Genomic DNA, 19,901 nt, shown 5'->3' with positions numbered 1-19,901 from the left:
TTGCTGTTTAAAATTGTAAGGCTACACCCAGGTTTACGATCCGTTGCTGGGGATAGAACTGCCCGCTGTAATTGCTTCCTTCGGGATCGTAATCTTTTACCTTGGTAATGGTGAACAGGTTAAATGCGCTCAGGTATACCCGCAATGATTGCATTTTCATTTTCGATAAGGCGGTGGTAGTTACATTATAACCCAGTTCTATATTTTTCAACCGCAGGAATGATGCGTTGTTCAACCAGAAGGTGTTTGGGTATAAGCCGCCATTAACGGACGCAGAAGTGCGGGTCTCCACCCGGGGATAGGTGCCATTGGGATTTGTAGGGCTCCACCGGTTATCGGCCCAGCTGCTGTAAAAGTTACCAACGGTACCCGACTCCGGCAGCACAAACTGGCTTACATGTGTTTGTCCGGCAAAGACCACTGAAATATCAAATGATTTGTAATCGGCATTTAACAGAATGCCATAAGTGATCTCCGGTACATTTCCATATTTTGTTCTTATCTGGTCATTAGCGTCGATCTTGTCATCGTTGTTGTAATCCTGCAATATCAAATCGCCCGGTTGTGCTTTGTCTAAGTGCGTGAATTTGGCAACTTCATCGGTTGAGTGAAAAATGCCGGTTGCATTATATAATAAGTAAGTATTTAACGGTCGGCCCGTTTGTTTTTGATACGACAAAACCGCCGGTGCTTCATCTATGAATATGATCTTACTTTTGGCATAGGTGAAGTTGCCACTGGCGCCGTAATGAAGTTTCCCTTTGCGGTTATTGTAACCCAGGGTGGCTTCAAATCCATTGCTGTTCACCTTGCCGATGTTTTCAGAAGGGATCAGCGGACTGGAGCCAAATGGATTTACAATACCGGTAACGTTGGGTACAGAAGCATTACGGACTGCCAGTATATTGGTACGATGTTGACTGAAGTATATAAACTCAAAATTGATATCGTTAAATAGTGTTCCCTCCACCGCGATGTCGGTTTTGCGCGCTTCTTCCCAATGAATTTGTTTATTACCCAGTTTGGTAAGATCAATAGCCGGCGTTATCCCTGACCCCAATACCACCTGGCTGTTAAAAGAATAGTTGTTGAGGTACTGGAACATGGCTACGCTGTCATTCCCCAGCATACCGTAGGAAGCGCGGATCTTCAAATCGTTTATAAAAGAAACATTGTGCAGAAACGATTCGTTGGAGATGCGCCAGCCGGCAGAAAAAGAAGGGAAATAACCATACCGGTTATTTGATGGAAAGGTAGAGGAACCGTCTATCCGCATCTGCGCATCGAACAGGTATTTTTCTGCATAATTGTAAGAGAGTTTACCCAGGTAACTTTTACGGGTATAGTTAAAGCTGTTACCTCCGTTGTCGCGATCGGTAGCGGCTGTTCCGCCTTGTGATAGTTCCGGCGTTTGCGATGTTGGAAAGTTTATGCGGGAAGCACCCACGGAATCACGTTTAAGCTCCGATTGCTCATAGCCTACAAATGCACTGATATTATGCAGACCAAAACTGTTGGCATAATTCAACCGGATGTTGGTGGTGAGCTGCGTTTGGTTCTTCTGCCCTTCGTTCAGGGAAGGCGCATTGTTGTTACCACCCACCATTCTTGGATTATAGGTATCGCTGGTTTTATCATACAGGTATAATAAGTAAGGCGTAGCAAATGTTTTGTAGAAATACCACGATCTGTCCACTGCAGCAAATGCGTCAACCGACAACCCTTTTATGGCAGCAATGTTATAACTGCTTTTCAAAATACCATTGAATACCTGACCCGGATTTTTATTCAGGCCACCCACACTGGTGGCCATCATGGCCGGGTTATTTCCTTCAATACCGTAGGAGGGCAAACCATTGGGGTAGAAGGCCGGAATGGTGGAGTAAGCGCGGTAGATGGAACGAAAGATATCACTTGCCGATGCGGCCGGGAATTGCCGGTCTTCTTCGCGGCCCGACAAGTACAGGCTTACTTTGAAGTCTTTTGTAATGCTGGCGTCGATGTTTGACCGAAAGCTGTATTGGTTGTATTTGGTAGCGCCGTTTTTATACAAGCCATCCTGGGCCAGCAAGCCGGCGCTCAGGTAATAACGAATGTTATCAGAGCCACCGGCAATGGATACATTGGCCTGGTCCTGCCCCGTGGAGTTTTTCAACGTGGTTTTAGCCCAATCGGTATTGGGATAATTCAAGGGGTCGGAACCATCGGCAAATTTTTGGATCTCGGCAGCGGAATATTGCTGGTTCATACCGCCGGCCTGGCTATTATAATAGGCAATTTCATTGCTGATCTGCGCGTAGGTTTTTGCATCGGCCATTTTCGGCAAACGGGTGGGGGAAGAGATCCCATGGTTGTAATTAACCGAGATCGAAGGTTTACCGGTTCGGCCCCGCTTGGTGGTAACGAGAATTACGCCATTGGCGGCACGGCTGCCATAAATAGCGGCAGAAGCGTCTTTTAAAACAGAGATACTTTCTATATCATTTGGGTTCAGTCGCTCCATGCCACCAATTTGACCGGGTACGCCATCTACTACCACCAGCACATCATTATTGCCGGTAGTCGCCAGCCCGCGCACTGTAATGCCCGAACCATCATAACCTGGTTCGCCACTGCGGTTATTCAATATAACTCCTGAGAAACGACCGGCAAGGGAGTTCGATACATTCGCCTGTGGGCTCTTCACCAGGTCGGCGCCTTTTACTGCCGACACCGAACCGGTGAGGGTGGCTTTCTTCTGGGTGTTATAACCGATCACGATCACTTCCGACATGCTGTTGTTAGCCGGGGATAAAGTGATCTCCATATTGCCGCCGGTTACGGCTGCTTCCCGGGCTTTATAATTTACATGGGTAAAAACCAGGATGGCTTTTTCGGGCGCCTGAATAGAGAATTTACCCTCCGCATCGGTGACTGTGGTTGTTTGCGTGCCTTTAATTGTCACGGAAACACCGGAAAGGGGGCCGTCGCCGGTTAATACCCGGCCCTGTACCGGCATTTGCGCCAAAAGCGTCAACTGGGTAAACAGCAAACAGGTGAGGAGAATTAGTGGTGGGGCGGTCCTGTAAAATGGGGAACAGGCTGCCCTGATTGTCAGTTGCAGAAATTGTCTCATACAAACAAGCTCGTTTGGTTAATAAAATCGTTAGGTAATTGCAAAGTAGACTTACCTCAAGGGGCAAGGAGGGGGGTAATTCTTAAAAGAGAGGGGGTAAATTAAAGGGGACACAGGTTTTTATAAAGAGGCTTTCTTGATCAGTGTTGCTGCAGGTTGAAAGGGTTGACAGAGTTAACAGGTTGATAAGTTAACAAGTTAACCCGTTGCCGCGACGCGGCTTTCTGCCTTCTGCCCTCTGCTTTCTATCCGGAGAACCGGATGGAGTTTAAAGGTGTAATGAATGCATTAACTACGGGCAAAAGGCAGAGATGAAAACCTGAAAGTCGGGGACCCACTCACTACTCACTACTCACAAAAAGGAACTCTTTATCACATTATACTCTCTGTTAAACGAATGCCTGTATTTCTTGATGTACTCCGACGGCATCATATGAAAGACTTTCACAAACTGCTCACGGAAATACCGTACGTCATTGATGCCTACCTGGAAGGCCGCCTGTCTGATGTTCATATTCTCCGTTAACATCAGTACAGCAGCTCTTCTTAAACGAATAGACCGGATAAACGCATTCAGCGATTGTCCCGAAATGGATTTTACTTTATTGTACAAAGCGGGGTGACTCATACCCATAGCCTTCGAGAATTTCTTGATGGTAAAATCTTCCGTGTCTATGTTCTGTTCAATAACCGCTATACATTTCCGCAGAAACTCCTGGTATTCGGCCGGCACCTTTGTATTGGTTTCCTTCAGTGTGATGCTGTCGAAGAAGAATCGTTGTAACAGGTTGCGGTTCCGCAATATGGTCTCCACTTTGGCTTGCAGCAGCGTTTTATCAAAGGGTTTGGTTATGTAATCATCGGCGCCGCCTTCAATGCCTTTTAGTTTTATTTCGTTGGTGGTAGAAGCGGTTAGCAGGATCACCGGGATATGTCCCAGCAGTTCACTCTTTTTTAGTTTGGAACAGAGTTCAATCCCATCCATGCCCTGCATATGAATGTCGCTGATGATCAAATCGGGAACCTGTTGCAGGGCCAGCTCATATCCATCGTCTCCATTATTGGTGGCAAAAACGAGGTAGTTGGTTTCAAAGATCTGCTGCAGGTATTGAGTTATTTCGGGATTGTCGTCAATCAACAGGATCGATCTTTTGTTTGTTATTACTTCTTCGGCCAGTTTGCCTTGCTGTTGTACAGGCTTAACTATTGACTCTTCTTCGGGTTGCTGTACTACGCCGGCGGCTAGTTCCTGCAGCAGGTTGTTTTTGTCGACCGGTACAGTGGCAATAAATTCACATCCGGCAGAAAGATGCGCTGTCCCTTTTAATAAAATGATCGTAAAGGTGGTGCCATGGCCTAATACGCTGTTGCAGGTAACTGTTCCCTGATGGCTTTCGATAAATTGTTTCACTAAAAAGAGCCCGATACCAAAACCCGATTGCCGGCTGCCGGGATGGGCCTGTTGAAATTTTTCGAAGATGCGTTCCCGGTCTGTGGCGTCAATGCCACAGCCGGTATCCCGGATAGATAGTTCCACCGAGTTAGTTGTCTCTGTTACCTTGAATAAGATCGTTCCATTTTCGGGCGTGAACTTGAACGCATTGGACAGCAGGTTGAACAACGCGATCTCTACTTTTTCATAATCGGCGTATAGGGTAAGTGCAGGTATAGCGGGTACAAACTGGTACGTGATGTTTTTTGTGCGGGCCTGGTGAACAAAACACTGGTATACTTCATCGCATAATTGAATGATGTCGAGGGCGGCGATCTTACAGGTGTCGGACCCGTTGTCGGCTTTTCTGAAAAGCAACAGTTGATCAACCAGGCTCAACAAACGGCGTGCATTGCGATAAGCGATCTTCAGGTCGTTGCGTGGCTCATTGTTTAGTGCTTCCTTTACCGGGTTTATAATGAGGGATAAGGGCGTTCTGAATTCGTGCGAAATGTTGGTAAAGAAGGTTAGCTTTTTTTCCATCAGTTCTTTTTCCTTTTCATTTTCCACATGCGCCAGCCTGATCTCAAAACGTAACCGTTCCTGTGATCGGGTATAGCGAATGTACAGGCAAATGGCGCCGGCAAAGCATAACCCATACAATGAATAAGCCCACCAGGTGCGGTACCAGGGTGGCAGTACAATGATCTGAAGCAGTTTTGTTTCATGGCCCCAGGTACCATCGGGGTCCATGATCTTTACCTTAAAAAAGTATGTCCCTTCCTGTAAGCGGGAGTAGTTGGCGGTCCTGATGTGGTTTACATAATTCCAGTCTTTATCCCAGCCCTGTAAAAAATAAGCATAATTGATCTTGTCGGCACCGGCGTATTCCAGCGCCAGAAAATCGAGCGACAAAACCGCCCGCTCAAAAGGAATGGTGATCTCGTCGATCCTGTCGAAGGTTCTGGCGGTAACATAGGGATCACTGCCTTCAGCAATTGTGTTGTTTATTTTAAGCCCGGTTAAATAAATGGCCGGTTGTTCTGCCACATCTTTTATACTGTCGGGGTAGAAGAGATTAAAGCCTTTAATGCCACCAAACAGAAACTCACCCGATGACAGTGCCACACCGGCGTTAAAACTGAACTGGTTGCTTTGCAGCCCGTCTGACTGTGAAAAATTACGGACTGCTTTTGTTTGCGGATTAAAACGGCACAATCCATTGTAGGTGCTTAACCACAAATTACCTGCCTCATCTTCAAGCAAACGAAGGATGGTATTGCCGGGTAATCCGTCGGCGGTTGTAAATCGCTTGTAGTTCCCTGTTTTACGATCGAACAGCAACAGGCCGCCATCCTGCGTGCCGATCCAGAAATTATGTGTGCGGTCCTCATGAATACAACGAAGGGTGTGGCCAATGTTATAACGAATGTGCTGCTTGCGGTCCCGGTCAATACGCAGCAGGGTGGAGTAGTTGCCGCCCCATAAAACACCCTGGCGGTCTTCGCACAGGCATTGCAGGTTGTTGATGGTATTGTCAAACAACTCGAAGCGATCGTTTGGCCGGTTCAGTACATACAGACTGCCTTCATTGGTAGCGCTGGCCCATAACCTGTTTTGCGCATCCTGGTACAAAAGCCATACGTTGTTCTCTTTTTCGTGTGTAATGGGATTGTAACAGTCATAACGGGTAAAGGCGCCGGTTTTACGGTTAAAACGATTGATAGCGCCCAGCCAGGTAGATACCCAGATTTCGTTGTTATAATCCCTTACAATACTGGTGATGAAATTGCTGCTGATGGCGCTTTTGCCATTGTTGCTCATGTATTGGGTGAACCCGTTTTGTTGCCGGTCCCAATAACGCAGGCCGGCGCCATCCGTGCCGATCCATACATTGTGTTTTTCATCTTCACAAAACGACATGATGAAATTGTTGACAAGATTGTCGTTTCCCGGCGGATGATACGTAATATGCGCAAATGAACATGTTCTGGATTCTACTACATTGATGCCGCCCCTTAGGGTGCCGATCCATTTGCGGCCATCGGTATCTTCATAAACGGCATACACGGCATTGCTGTTTACAACAGATTTACCCGTTGATGACCAGTAAGGCATAGCCTGGGCGGCGCCGGGTGGCAGCACCAACAGCCCATTTCCGTCAGAACCGATCCAGGCGGTATGTTGTTTGTCGAAATATAGGTTAACGATCTTACTGCGATAGGGCAGATAACTTTGGGAATACTGATGGGTGGCCGTATTGAACTGGTATAAGCCGTTCTCATTTCCCAGCCATACATTACCCTGCTTATCGAGTTGCAGACAACTTCCCTGTTTAATGGAAGTACTGATTATCTGTAATTGCTTTTTAAACAGATCGTATTGACACAACCCCACCTGTTGAATAAAAAGCCAAACGGTATGGCGGGCATTGTCGGGTTCAATAGCGGTTACATCATAATTCGTGTTGTGTTGCAAGGGTATTTGTACACCGGGTTTTGATTTATTTTCAAAAACCAGTAAACCTTGCTGGGAACCGATGAACATATAACCGGCCGCCGCCTGAATAGTATGCACATTATCCTGTACATAATGCAGGGTGGCGTTCTGCCAGCTTTGGTATTGCAGCCGGGAGAAGGTGGAACGCACCGGATCGAATACGCAGGCGCCTTTTGGCCCACCCACCCAAATATTATTGGCTGCATCGCCTTCGATGGTATAAATGGTATTATTATTTAATGAGGTGCTGTCGCCTATAACGTTCCGGAAAATGCGGAAGCCATAACCATCGTAGCGGTTGAGCCCGTCGTACGTGCCAAACCACATAAATCCCTTATAGTCCTGGTAAATGGTAGTAACAGCGTTATTAGATAAACCCTGGTCTATACCCAAATATCTGACCGGGTAATTATCTGCATGCAGGCGTATGGCAAGCGTGAGCAATAAAGAAACTGCTGAAATGGCTTTATAACTCATGTGGTCCCCCTTTCAGTGATCGTTAGACCTTAAATGTAGGGAAAAATTAGTTCGGTTCTTTATGTAATCCGGGGGCGGACAGTTATAATATTTTTTAAAACAGGTACTACACGCGGTACATTGACATTCACAGCGGAACGATTATCGCTGTACGAAATAAAATGCAACTATTATCTCTGGCTCCTGTATTTCAATACAGGAGTTTTTTATTATTATAAGAAAGTTAACAAATAGAGTGGCACGTAATTGGTTTTATTATTCAAAATCTATTAGATTACGCCCGGCCGTATATTATTATGTAATGCATTATCGGTGCCGGAATTTCCTACCTATTATAAAATATTTCCACCCAACTATTGTTTAATTAAACTGATTAGTGTAATTTTGACAATTATAAATACTTGCCATCCCTGATAATCATACTCCCCCCGATTGCAGGAAATAAGATCCAGATTGCCACCGAAAGTTTTACTTGCCGACGAAATATTTGCTAACATCTGCATGCCGCTTGTCACTTCTATTTAACAAACGAATAGTTGCCCATTTTTATAACAACTTAAACAGTTGTTTGCCCCCAGCTGCCTGAAAAAATGGGAGAAATTCCCCTAATAACGTAACAATTAGCGAAGCTTTAGCCCAAACGAAAAGTTGAATGGACGCATATATGCGGCTGTAATGGCCTGTGTGTGCGCACCAAACGGAAAACCCTTGTATTCTATAAAAACTATAATAAAAAACGCAATGAAACTTAGAATCCTCCTTCCTTTAGTAGCATTAACAGCTGGTATTGTACTTTTTTCTTGTTCTAAAGATGATAACAATGGTGCTAAAGAAGATCAGGTCCTTGACAAATATCTCCCTGGCACCACTATGGAAATAAAAGATGTTGCCATTTATACAAAAGATGGTGTTATCCGTGATGCAGCTGCTATTCAGGGTTACATGGACCGCAACCTGAACAGCGATATGAAAGCCCGTTTTTATGTTGGTGTTAGCAATGTACCGGTGCCCCAGGATAATACAAATCTGTCTTTCCTTGACAACAACCGCGTAAACATTAACGGTATCAATAAAGAGATCACTGCTTATAAAGACTCTGTGATGCTGATCAGTGATTATGTTTCTTCTCCTACACCTTCTTATGGCATTTCAAGCTGCAGTGACCTGTTTGCTAAAATCCCAGCCTATACGCCGTTTTATGGTTGTCCAGACAGCTCTTGCGCTACTTATCGCGAAACCAACCCAATCATTACCGATGGAAACAAAAGCTATTTTATTCCTCTGATCACTTATGCGGTAACTACAAGCGAGTGCACTTTCTATAGCGCAAGCTGGCCAATGGTGAATACTTTAAGCAATAATTTCCAATCAGCTTTGAAGACTGGCGACACTGTACTTGTGCAATATGCAAAATTGCCTTTAGTACATAAAACAGGTTCAGGCTCAGGTAACTAAAAGATAGATTAAGAACCCCAGATAAAAGACTGCCGCAATAAACTGTTGCCGGCAGTTTTTTATTATTGCAACTATATATAAAATAAATCGAGACTTCCAAGTAATGACTGGAAATAATTTTCCAGCACAATAAACGTTCGTTGGCATACAAAAAATCAACATTCACACCTATTGATATTTTAACATGTATACGAAAAAGTTATATTTGCGCGTTTTAACACCAAATTTAACCCAAATCAGTATCATGAAAATTATGTACAGATCTCTTGGTTTAGTTGCTGTATTAGCTTTAAGTACCCTTTTACATTCTTGCGACAAGGTTAAAGATGCGATCTCTATTAACATCCCTACTCAAACTGTAAATGCAGAGTTCACCATTCAGCCACAGGCAAATGGTACACAAAGTGTAACTACTTTCCAGTACGGGGTCAATCTCGATTCGCTTATCAAAATCCAGAACACCAGCCTGGGTATTGGTAATATCAAGTCAGCAAAAATTAAAAGCGTAACCCTGACTTTAACAAGCTCTACTGCATCTGACAACTTAGGTGCTTTCTCAGCTGCTGAAGTGGGTTTGTCTTCAAGCGCAAAGCCTGACTTTACCGCTATTGCCGGCCTTACTTCTATCCCTGATGCAAACCAGACTACACTGGAGATCCCGGTAAATAGTGTAGAATTGAAAGACTATTTCAGCTCTACTTCATTTACATATAAGCTTACAGCTACTACACGTCGTGCTACGTCTACTACCATGACAGGTAAAGCTACCATCAAATTTGATGTAACAGCTGGTCTGTAATTCAGGTTAATTGTAGTTGAAAATACATTGGGCCCTATTGTTTCCTGTTAAACAATAGGGCCTTTTTATGGCTATAAATAAGTCATAAAAAAGCCGTTTTTTATTCATTTCAGAGCCATTTGTGATTCATGTAATTATAAGGGATATTCCACAGATATTCCATAGATATCCCGCAGATGATTTATAGATGTCCCGGCTCTATTAAGGGGTGGGATATCTATGAGTCATTATTACCGTAAATCAGGCTAATAGTGGGATAAACCAGGTATGAAGGAGGAATGCAAAAGGTATCTACCCGCTGTTACACAAGGTATTTACCTAAATCTCCCGGCGTTTATACAGGATAATTCTTTCCGGGGCAGGCATCATAATAAGACCTACATAATAAGTTGCTTCTGATTGATACCACTGACAGTTTAACCTTATAATGAACAGTTTAGAGTAGAATTCCGATTGATAACATGAATTTTTTTGGAATATCGAATATTCTTTTCATTTTTGTTATGTAGAACATATCTACAACAACTAACGCTTAAACTTGCTTGTCATGAATCGAACGCTAACCAAAGGTGGCCTTTTCTTTCATTTCCCCGCGCCCATCCCGGTCATTTTCCCAACAACTAGATAAATAGCTGCTTTTTTTAAAACTAACGCTTATGAACCTGAAAAAATCACCCTTGCGCATGGGGAGGTGGCGTGTACTGCTGCCGCTTACCGCGCTTGTGTTCCTCACCGCGACTGCAACCGCCCAGGACCGCATTTTAACCGTAACCGGAAAGGTTACCGATGAACTGGATAAACCTTTGTCGGGGGTAACCGTCCGCATCACCCGTACTTCTTTGGCAACCGCCACCAACAAGGATGGGCTGTATACCATCAATGTAAGTCCCAGCGATTCACTCGAATTTTCTTACACCGGTTATCGCATGGATAAACAGCCGGTAAAAAACCGGGTTGACCTGAACGTTAAATTATCGCCCATTGCCGGAAGTATGGATGAAGTAACAGTGATCGGTTATGGGCAACAGAAAAAAGTGAGCGTGGTAGGGGCACAGGCCACTGTAAATCCGGAAGACCTGAAACTACCCGCCCGGGATATTGCCGGTATGCTGGCGGGGCGCATATCCGGTATTATTACTACGTCGCGCGGCGGCGGACCGGGCAGTGATAATGCCAGTGTGCTGGTGCGGGGTGTTTCTACATTTGGCACCAGTACCCGAACACCCCTCATCATCATTGACGGGGTGCCCGACAGAAGTTTTAATGATATTGATCCCGAAGACATTCAAAGCCTTACAGTGTTGAAAGATGCTACCTCTACCGCAGTTTATGGTACACGTGGAGCCAATGGCGTTATTCTGATCAATACCAAACGCGGCGTGGCCGGTAAACCTTCCATCAATGTGGAAGTGAACTCAGGTATCACCCAGTTTGTTCAGCTGCCTGAAATGCTCGATGCGCCTGCCTGGATGGAATTGTATAATGAATCGCTTACAACCCGCGGCCGTGATCCCTTCTATACTGCTGACAGAGTTGAACTGCACAGAAGTGGTGTGGATCCGGATCTGTATCCAAATACCGATTGGCAAAAAGAACTATACCGGGATCATGGCTTAACACAACGCGCCAACTTCAATGTAAGCGGTGGGGCAGAAAGAGCCACCTACTATATCTCAGGCGGCTATTATAACGAAACCGGCATGGTAAAACCATATAAAGATGAAAACTATGATACAAAGTCTTTTTTTCATCGTTACAATTTTACTGCCAACATTGGGGTGAATATAACGGGGACCACTAAACTTGATCTGGGCATCTCGTCCATTATTGACAGGCGGAACGGTCCTTACAATTCAGCTGTGGACAATGAGTTGAACACCCTGTTTGAATATTCTTTGCGGGTACCCCCGCATCTTATTCCTGCCCGGTATTCAGATGGTTCCTGGCCGGGAACACCGGGTGGCACAAGTAGTCCGGCCCGTTTTGCCTTTGGTTTTGGATCTGGCTATGATGATTCGGCCAGCATTCGTCCGAACATCCGGATAAAACAGGACCTCAGCATGTTTATAAAGGGATTGTCTGTTTCGGGTTTGTTCTCCTATGATGTGTATACCGGTGCTACGGTAGCTACCGCACGTGCCGCCCCTATGGTATATGCAGAAGGACGCGATTCCGCCGGCAATCTCATAACCAGGTTTATCAACACGCCTAACGATCTGCTTTCGTATTCTTCTGCCCGGTCAACCAATCACCGGATGTATACCGAAGCTTCGTTGAATTACTCAGCCAATTTTGGCGGAAAGCACGAGGTGGGTGCCTTGTTGTTGTTGAACCAGTCGGAGTATGCAGATGCCAATGCTACTACATTTACAAATGCCATCCCTTTCCGCAACCGGGGTTTAACGGGGCGCGCTACCTATGGCTTCAGCAACAGGTATTTTGTAGAAGGAAATTTTGGCTATACCGGTTCTGAAAACTTCGCGCCTTCGAAACGCTATGGTTTCTTTCCTTCCTTTGGTGTAGGCTGGATACTATCTGGTGAGAAATTCTTTGAGCCGCTCACCGATGTGTTATCCTATTTCAAGCTGCGGTATAGTTATGGTCTAACCGGTAATGGTGGTTATAATGGGAACCGCTTTTTATACCTGGATATGCTGACCAAGGCTGCAGCCGGCGTTTATCAGTTTGGTACGCCTGCGTCGCTGTCGACCAACTATGCCGGTTATTCTCAATCTCAAATTGCTACCGATGCCAGCTGGGAAACCTCTTACCGGCATAACCTGGGTGTTGAAATGAATTTCCTGCATAATGATCTGAAGTTGATCGCGGAATTGTTTAGGGAAAGAAGGGAAGACATCCTGCGTGCCGATGCTACCATTCCCGGCATTTCTGGTTTCGGCAGCATCAACCCGGTTCGTAATATCGGCGTGGTCCTGAATAAGGGTATCGATATAAGTCTTTCTTATAACAGATCATTTGCCAAAACAACCTGGCTTACTTTCACCGGTACTTTTACCTATAATAAAAATAAAAACCTGCAGGACGGACTGGCGCCCCAGCCATATCCCTGGATGGAATGGAAAGGGCATGAAGTGGATGCCAAAGAATTGTATACCGCCGTTGGTTTGTTTGAAAGCCAGGAGGAGATCGATAAATGGGCCAAACAAACCGGGAACGTTCAGGTGGGTGACATCAAATATTTAGATAAGAACGGCGATGGCGTAATCAACAACTTTGACGTTTCCCGTGTGGATGCCAATGGTACACCCAAAATGATGTACGGGATGAATATTGCTTTTGGTTATAAAGGTTTTGATATCGGCGCTTTTATACAAGGTACTGGTAAGGTCTGGTTATTGTATGGCGCTGGCGATGGTACCCTGCCATTTAATAACGGGGCAAACAGTTCGAACCTGTATGCGATCGTAAAAGACCGCTGGACGGAAGAGAACCCCAATCCGCATGCCTTCTATCCGCGCCTGAATAGTAACCTTGATCCCACGTCGAATTTCCTGGTGAGCGACTGGTGGTTGCATCCGGCTGATTTTATCCGGTTAAAAAGTGCCGAGTTGGGCTATACGTTACCAGCCAAAATTTTGAACAGGAACCGGATCAAAAACCTGCGCATCTTTCTCAATGGTACCAATCTGTTCACCGTTTCGAAGTGGAAGTACTGGGACCCTGAGTTGAATGAAATAAGTAATAGTTCTACTTCCGTAACGAGAGGTGGCTATTATCCTAATATCAAGGCGTACAATTTTGGGGTGCGGGTTAGTTTTTAGGGCAGAGGGCAGAAGGCAAAGGGCAGAGATGAAAACTTAAAAGGCAAAAAAATGGCAGGATACAAGATAGAAAAGTATTCCCGAAATTCGGGACCCGCTGTATTGATCTCTGCCCTCTGCCCTTTGCCTTCTGCCCAATTCACGATAAACAACTTAAAAAATGAAACACAACTTTATAATAACGATATTCTTCCTGACAACAATAGCCGGTTGTAAGAAGGGTTACTTCGACGGAGTACCCAAGGATCTTGTTTCCACCGATGGTATTTTTAAAAACAAAGCTGAAACGGAAAACTGGCTGGCGTCTGTGTACAATACCCTGGTTGATCCGTGGGCAAATACCGGCGGTTCTGCCCGTTATTGGGCCGGTTATACCGAAGAACTGGAGCCGGCCAGCGCCACTGTACAGGCAAGTGGTTTGTTGAACCCGGTAAACGCTATCAATCTCTGGACGAGCCAATACCAGGGGATCCGCATGGCTAACATTTTTATGAAAAACATAGAAAATAGTGAAACCAACCTGTTGAAAGAACCCAATGGGCAAGAGCTGATGGTGCAATATAAAGGCGAAGCCCGTTTTTTGCGTGCTTATTATTACTGGAATTTAATGAAGCTGTATGGCCCGGTTATATTGGTAGGCGATGATCCGGGTAAGTATAACGACAACTACCAACTGCCACGTAACAGCTGGCAGGAGTGTATAGACTATGTACTGTCGGAAATGGATTCGGCTTATGCCATGGTGCCTGATAAATTCCTGGCAGCTGGCGGAACCGAAGATGCTACCCAGGCTGGCCGCATCAACAGGTTGGTGATCGATGCGGTTAAATCGCAGGTGTTGTTATTTGATGCAAGTCCTTTGTACAACGGCAATCCGGATTATGCCGACTATAAAAATAAAGATGGTAAACAATTGATGAATGCCAGTTATGATGCCGGCAAATGGGACAAAGCTGTTGAGGCTGCTAAATTGGCCATTGATCATGCCAAGGCCAACGGCAAGGGGATCTTTAAAGCACCCAATAATGATCCATTCACTTCTTTTCGTGAGCTGTTCCTTACCGGCTGGAGCACCGAGGGTATTTGGACACGCGCGGTCACTGCTTATCAGGCCTGGGAAAATGATGCGGCACCAAGGGCTGTCAATGGCACGTCGTTTAATGCGACTTTAGCAGTGCCCCAGGAAATGGTTGATAAATTCAGAATGAGCAATGGCAAAGCTATCAACGAAGCCGGCAGTAATTATAATGCAACTGGTTTTACGACTACTGCCAAAACCGGCTATTATGTGGCCGGCACCTCCAACATGTATATAAACCGCGAGCCGCGCTTTTATAATACGATCACTTTTAATGGGGCTGTCGTTCCATTTGTTGCCAAGACCGGACAAACATATGTGCAGTTCTGGCCAACGGGTAATTCGGGGAATGCCAATGGCAGTGAAACAAAATTTCCCAGAACCGGTTACCTGGTGCGTAAGAATACCAACCCGGCAAGAAATTTATCGAACAATTCCGGTAATGTGGTGCGTCCTGCCATGTACATTCGTTTGGCGGAATTGTATTTGAATTATGTTGAAGCCCTGAATGAAACCAAACCCGGAAGTCAGGATATTCTTGATTTTTTAAATGTCATTCGAACCCGTGGTGGCATTCCGGCATTGGCGCCGGGGTTGTCACAGGCCGAGATGCGTAAGCAGATCCAGCTGGAAAGAGGTATCGAGATGGCATATGAAGGTTGCCGGTTTTTTGATCTTCGCCGGTGGAAAATTGCCAATACACCGGAAGGCAAACAGAGCGGTGATTTTACCGGGATGAATGTGCTGGAAGGAAGTAGTTTAACAGATCCGGCCTTCTATGTAAAAACAAGGACGTCTACCCGTGTATGGGATAATAAATATTATATCTACCCCATACCGCAAAGTGAGTTGAATAAAAATTTTGTAATGGTGCAGGCACCGGGGTATTAGTTCAGCGTTTAAAGTTAAAAGTTTTTGCTGCGTGATTTCAGTTTCACAATTTTTAAGTTGACAGACATGTATATATTCAGAATAATGGTTTTTTGTTTAGTGGTTTGTATGTTACCTGCCGTAATGGTAGCTAACATAGCTGAAGGGATTGTAATTACCCAACAACATTACCAGGTGCCCATCTTGTTACAGAAGAAAGATAACCCGGTTTTGCGTATTCATTTGCATAATGGAAGCGCCGGTAATTTGCAGTTAAGCGAAATGTTATTCAATGCGGCTGGTACAACCGACTGGAAGGACATTAAACAGGTGAGTTTGTATTATGCCGGCGCCGATTCGGGCATGCGCAATTTGGGCAGCGTAGAAAAATTACAATTGACAGGCAGTATAACAGAGGTAGGAAAGAAGCTATTGATAAAAGGAGCCCAGACTTTAACCCCGGGTGAGCATTATTTCTGGCTGTCTGTTGATTTGAATAAAAGCGTTCCCTTAACGCATGTTGTTGCCATAAATGCAACCAATGCCGTGTTAAATGGTAAGACAACTAAAATTGAAGGAGCCGCAACATGTCAACAACGAATTGGTATTGCCTTGCGGCAGCACAACCAGGATGGTGTGCATACTTATCGTATTCCGGGTTTGTCAACAGCTAAAGACGGTTCTCTGGTAGCCATTTACGAAGCGCGCCGCGAAAGCGCGCGTGACCTGCAGGGGGATATCGATGTGGCGGTAAGCCGCAGTACCGATGGCGGTAATACCTGGCTGCCGATGCAGATTGCCCTCGATATGGGAAAATGGGGCGGACTACCTGAGAAATTCAATGGCGTTTCTGACGCAAATGTCCTCGTTGATAAAAATACCGGAACTATTTTTATCGCCGGTTTATGGATGTATGGCGTGTTAAATGAAGAAGGCAAATGGATAACAGGACTTTCTGATACCAGTACCAACTGGAACCACCAATGGCGTAGCAAAGGATCGCAGCCGGGTTTTGATGAAAAACACACCGCCCAGTTTATGATCGTACAAAGCGCGGATAATGGTAAAACCTGGAGCAAACCGGTGAACATAACACAACAATGCAAACAGGAGGCCTGGTGGTTGTGGGCTCCCGCACCCGGCGCCGGCATTACTTTGCAGGATGGTACCCTGGTTTTTCCTACCCAGGGTCGCGATAAAAACGGCAAAGCTTTTTCCAATATCACCTATAGTAAGGATGGCGGCGCCACCTGGTTTACCAGCAACCCCGCATCAAGGGAATCTACCACCGAAAATATGGCGGTGGAATTGAGCGATGGTGCCATTATGCTGAACATGCGATGCAATAAGAATAAAACAGATACTGGTGACACCAACGGCCGGCTAATTGCCATAACCCATAACCTGGGTAAGGATTGGACTGAACATCCAACCAGCCGTGGTGCTTTGCACGAACCAGTTTGCATGGCCAGTATTCTGCGGCATGAGTATGTGGTGAACGGTAAAAAGAGATCGATCCTGTTGTTTGCCAATCCTGATTCAAAAACTTTACGGCACCACATGACCATTAAAGTTAGTTATGATGATGGCGCTAGCTGGCAAACCAACAAAAAAGTACAACTCGATGAATGGAAAAGCCGGGGTTATTCCTGTATGACCAGCATCGATGCGGAGACCATTGGCATTGTTTATGAAAGCAGCCAGTGCGACCTGGTGTTTCAACAAATAAAGATAAAAGAACTGTTGCCGTAGTTATAAAAAAGACCTGTCAGGTTCGCCATCGGGTTCTGAAAGTTTAGAGTGATGATGCGATCCTGACAGGTCTATTGTTTTAAATTAATTACAACTTCACCACATGCACAGCTGTTCGGGTGCCATTTCCACTATACACCACCAGGTAATTGCCCTTTGACAAACCATTCGTATTGATAGCGGTTTGCAGGCTGCCTTTGGCAACAGGCTGGGTTAACCAGACCCTGCCGTCGAGGCTTGTTATTTGAATTACGGCACCTTGTGTACTTGCTGTATGGGTAACTTTTAACTCGCTGTTGTCATTGATCAGCCGCGGCGTTACTGTAATAATGTTGTTATCATTATTTATAGAAAGAGTAGCACTGTAGGTGCCCTTGCCGTCTCTGTCCACCATTTCCAGGCGATAGAATAATAAACCTGGCAGGGGCTGATAATCAGTCGCCGTATAATTGCCGGTACTTTCCCCGGATACCATTACTTTTTGAATGGCAGTGAAATGCACGCCATCTGTACTTCTTTCCACCATAAAATGGCTGGTGTTAATTTCATCAGCGGTTCGCCATTGCAGCACCACGGTATTGCCCCGGCGGTTGCCATTGAATTGTAACAGGGTCATGGGCAGTACGGCTATAGAGCAATTCTTCACCACCAACTGGTGCGTTTTGGTATTGGCACAACCGTTGATGTTGCTGGTTGCTGAAACTATATAGGTGCCGAGATCGTTTGTGGTAAGCGGATTCAGCGTAAGCGTATTACTGTTTTCAATGCTTCCATTGGGTCGCTGCCAGCTGTACGTATAATAAGGGCTCGATGGCAATGAAAGAATGGTATTGCTGCCTGTACAAACAGTACCTGCTACGTTTACCGGCGGTACGCTGAGCGTATCGATGGCCACCACTTTTGAGGAGCTGTTGTTACATGCATCTGCTAACTGAAGGGTATAGGATCCTGCCGTTAAACCGGTAAAGACATTGCTGCTTTGAAAAGGCGTAGTGGCAGCCCCTGCCGAAATGCGATACGTATAGGGCGATACACCTGTGTTGCTATCGGGTAACAGGGCAATATTGCGCAGGTTACTGCAAACGGCAATTGCCGGCGGTACCGCTGCAAACGTGGGTTGTGTATAAGCCGGTATTACAATGGTTGATTGCAGGATGTCACAGCTATAAGAACTCATACCTTTAAAATAATAGAAGGGTGATCCCTGTTTACTAAAAGTATAAGAAGCGTTATAAGTGCCGGGTGGCAAGTTTACCACTGAATCTGTTAGTGGAAACCCAAACGCATTCCAGAACTGGTCGGCTATGCGGATGTTACCATCAGAACCGCTTGAGTTGGATTGGGCTGTAAAGATGATCTTGTTATCATTGACACATCCTTTTTTCAAAGTGGTAGTTAAGGTAGAATGCCGTAATGCTGACGATGGCATGGTAATGACTACGGTATCCCGGTTGCCGCAGGTGTCTACCGCTACCAGGGTATAGGTGCCGGCGGTAAAATAGTTGAGCGTTAAATTATTGTTGACGCTAAAGGCTACCTTCTTTAACGTGTCGGGATATGTATAATTATGCACCGTGCCGTCGCCAAAGGTAATGGATGGCGGGCCCGATGCCAGGATCAGATCAACCTGGGTCATAGGAGAGAGGAGGGATACCGATATGCCGGCTGCTCCTTCTTTGCAGGATTTTCCGTTAGCCGTAAAGGTAGTGGCATACAGGTCCAGCGCAGGCCTTGGTTCCCACCTGAAGTAAATGCTATCTTTTCCACAGCAATCTTCCCGCACTATTCTATAGTTGTTGCCTGGCGGAAAACCAGAGAAGGTGGAATTGTTGACCTGGGTAGCTAATAATACATTCGCCGGACTGATCAGTTTATAAGTAATAGTATTACAATGGACCTGGTAAGTGGATCCCGGACTATTGTCTACATTTTGATCAAAGGTATACGTGAGTGAATTGCTACAACCCTGTATAGAAGTGACGGCGCGCATATTCAGATAGAATGCCAGGCCGGCAGTAAAGTTTATTGCGTAGTTACAGCCATTCGTCATGTCGAAGATGATGTCTTCAAACGTATTTGGCGCGTGGTGGTATTTAAAACGGAATGTATCGAGCAATGCATATCCGCTACCGGGTGGCAGCAGATCACTGCTGTTGAATACATGGGTTTGCTTAACGCCATTGGGTAACGTGATGGTACTGGTGTAGGGCGGCCGTAATATACCAGCGGCTACTTTATAAGGGATGGAGAACGAATCACATCCTTCATATTGCAGGTTCCCCATATTTACTCCAAACGAGCCGTTATTCCCATCTGCTAAAGTAACGGTTCTGGTTTGAAAGTTACCACAGGCATCAGTCACCTGGTAGGTATAGGAACCGGCTATCAATCCGGTGAACTCATTGCCAGATTGGGGTGGTACCGTAATGGGTGATGGACTTATCAATGCATAGGTAAATGGAGCCTTTCCGTTAGTAACAGTTACTAAGATTTTACCATCATTGCCACCGGGACAGGTAGGCGGGGTTAGTGTTTGACTGGGATTTGCTGTGGGACATTGTGAATAAATAACATGGCTAAACAGTAATGACAGGCATAAGCATATGCCGGGTACGGAATATCGCATAGGATCAAATGGTTTA

At 45.5% G+C, this 19,901-nt stretch carries 8 protein-coding genes; 5 read left to right on the top strand and 3 right to left on the bottom strand.

Annotated features, from left to right (window positions below; genetic code table 11):
• Positions 1 to 7: 7 nt before the first annotated feature.
• Complete coding sequence (locus BMX95_RS18325) at positions 8 to 3,115, bottom strand: SusC/RagA family TonB-linked outer membrane protein (RefSeq protein WP_081202588.1); 3,108 nt, start codon at positions 3,113 to 3,115, stop codon at positions 8 to 10.
• A 352-nt stretch (positions 3,116 to 3,467) separates the two neighbouring features.
• On the bottom strand, positions 3,468 to 7,523 hold the full coding sequence (locus BMX95_RS18320; RefSeq protein WP_081202589.1) for a two-component regulator propeller domain-containing protein: 4,056 nt from the start codon (positions 7,521 to 7,523) through the stop codon (positions 3,468 to 3,470).
• Positions 7,524 to 8,264: 741 nt separating this feature from the next.
• Here BMX95_RS18320 and BMX95_RS18315 point away from each other — a divergent pair.
• From BMX95_RS18315 to BMX95_RS18295, 5 genes are all read left to right on the top strand, one after another.
• The gene (locus tag BMX95_RS18315; protein ID WP_081202590.1) at positions 8,265 to 8,978 is read left to right on the top strand and encodes a hypothetical protein; all 714 of its coding nucleotides are present in this window, start codon (positions 8,265 to 8,267) and stop codon (positions 8,976 to 8,978) included.
• A gap of 244 nt (positions 8,979 to 9,222) precedes the next feature.
• The gene (locus BMX95_RS18310; protein WP_133053987.1) at positions 9,223 to 9,777 is read left to right on the top strand and encodes a hypothetical protein; all 555 of its coding nucleotides are present in this window, start codon (positions 9,223 to 9,225) and stop codon (positions 9,775 to 9,777) included.
• A gap of 656 nt (positions 9,778 to 10,433) precedes the next feature.
• The gene (locus tag BMX95_RS18305; RefSeq protein ID WP_081202592.1) at positions 10,434 to 13,559 is read left to right on the top strand and encodes a SusC/RagA family TonB-linked outer membrane protein; all 3,126 of its coding nucleotides are present in this window, start codon (positions 10,434 to 10,436) and stop codon (positions 13,557 to 13,559) included.
• A gap of 160 nt (positions 13,560 to 13,719) precedes the next feature.
• Positions 13,720 to 15,528, top strand: coding sequence for a RagB/SusD family nutrient uptake outer membrane protein (locus tag BMX95_RS18300; protein WP_081202593.1), 1,809 nt, complete (start codon positions 13,720 to 13,722; stop codon positions 15,526 to 15,528).
• Between the two features lie 108 nt (positions 15,529 to 15,636).
• On the top strand, positions 15,637 to 17,259 hold the full coding sequence (locus BMX95_RS18295) for a sialidase family protein (protein ID WP_244898115.1): 1,623 nt from the start codon (positions 15,637 to 15,639) through the stop codon (positions 17,257 to 17,259).
• 88 nt (positions 17,260 to 17,347) lie between these two features.
• Here the strand turns inward: BMX95_RS18295 and BMX95_RS18290 are convergent, their stop codons facing one another.
• Entirely contained in the window at positions 17,348 to 19,885 is a 2,538-nt protein-coding gene (locus BMX95_RS18290; protein WP_081202595.1) for a hypothetical protein, read from the bottom strand.
• Positions 19,886 to 19,901: the final 16 nt, after the last annotated feature.

This window comes from Niastella yeongjuensis (assembly GCF_900110245.1).
GTDB classification, from domain to species: domain Bacteria; phylum Bacteroidota; class Bacteroidia; order Chitinophagales; family Chitinophagaceae; genus Niastella; species Niastella yeongjuensis.
This window is presented reverse-complemented; position numbering and strand designations above follow the sequence as displayed.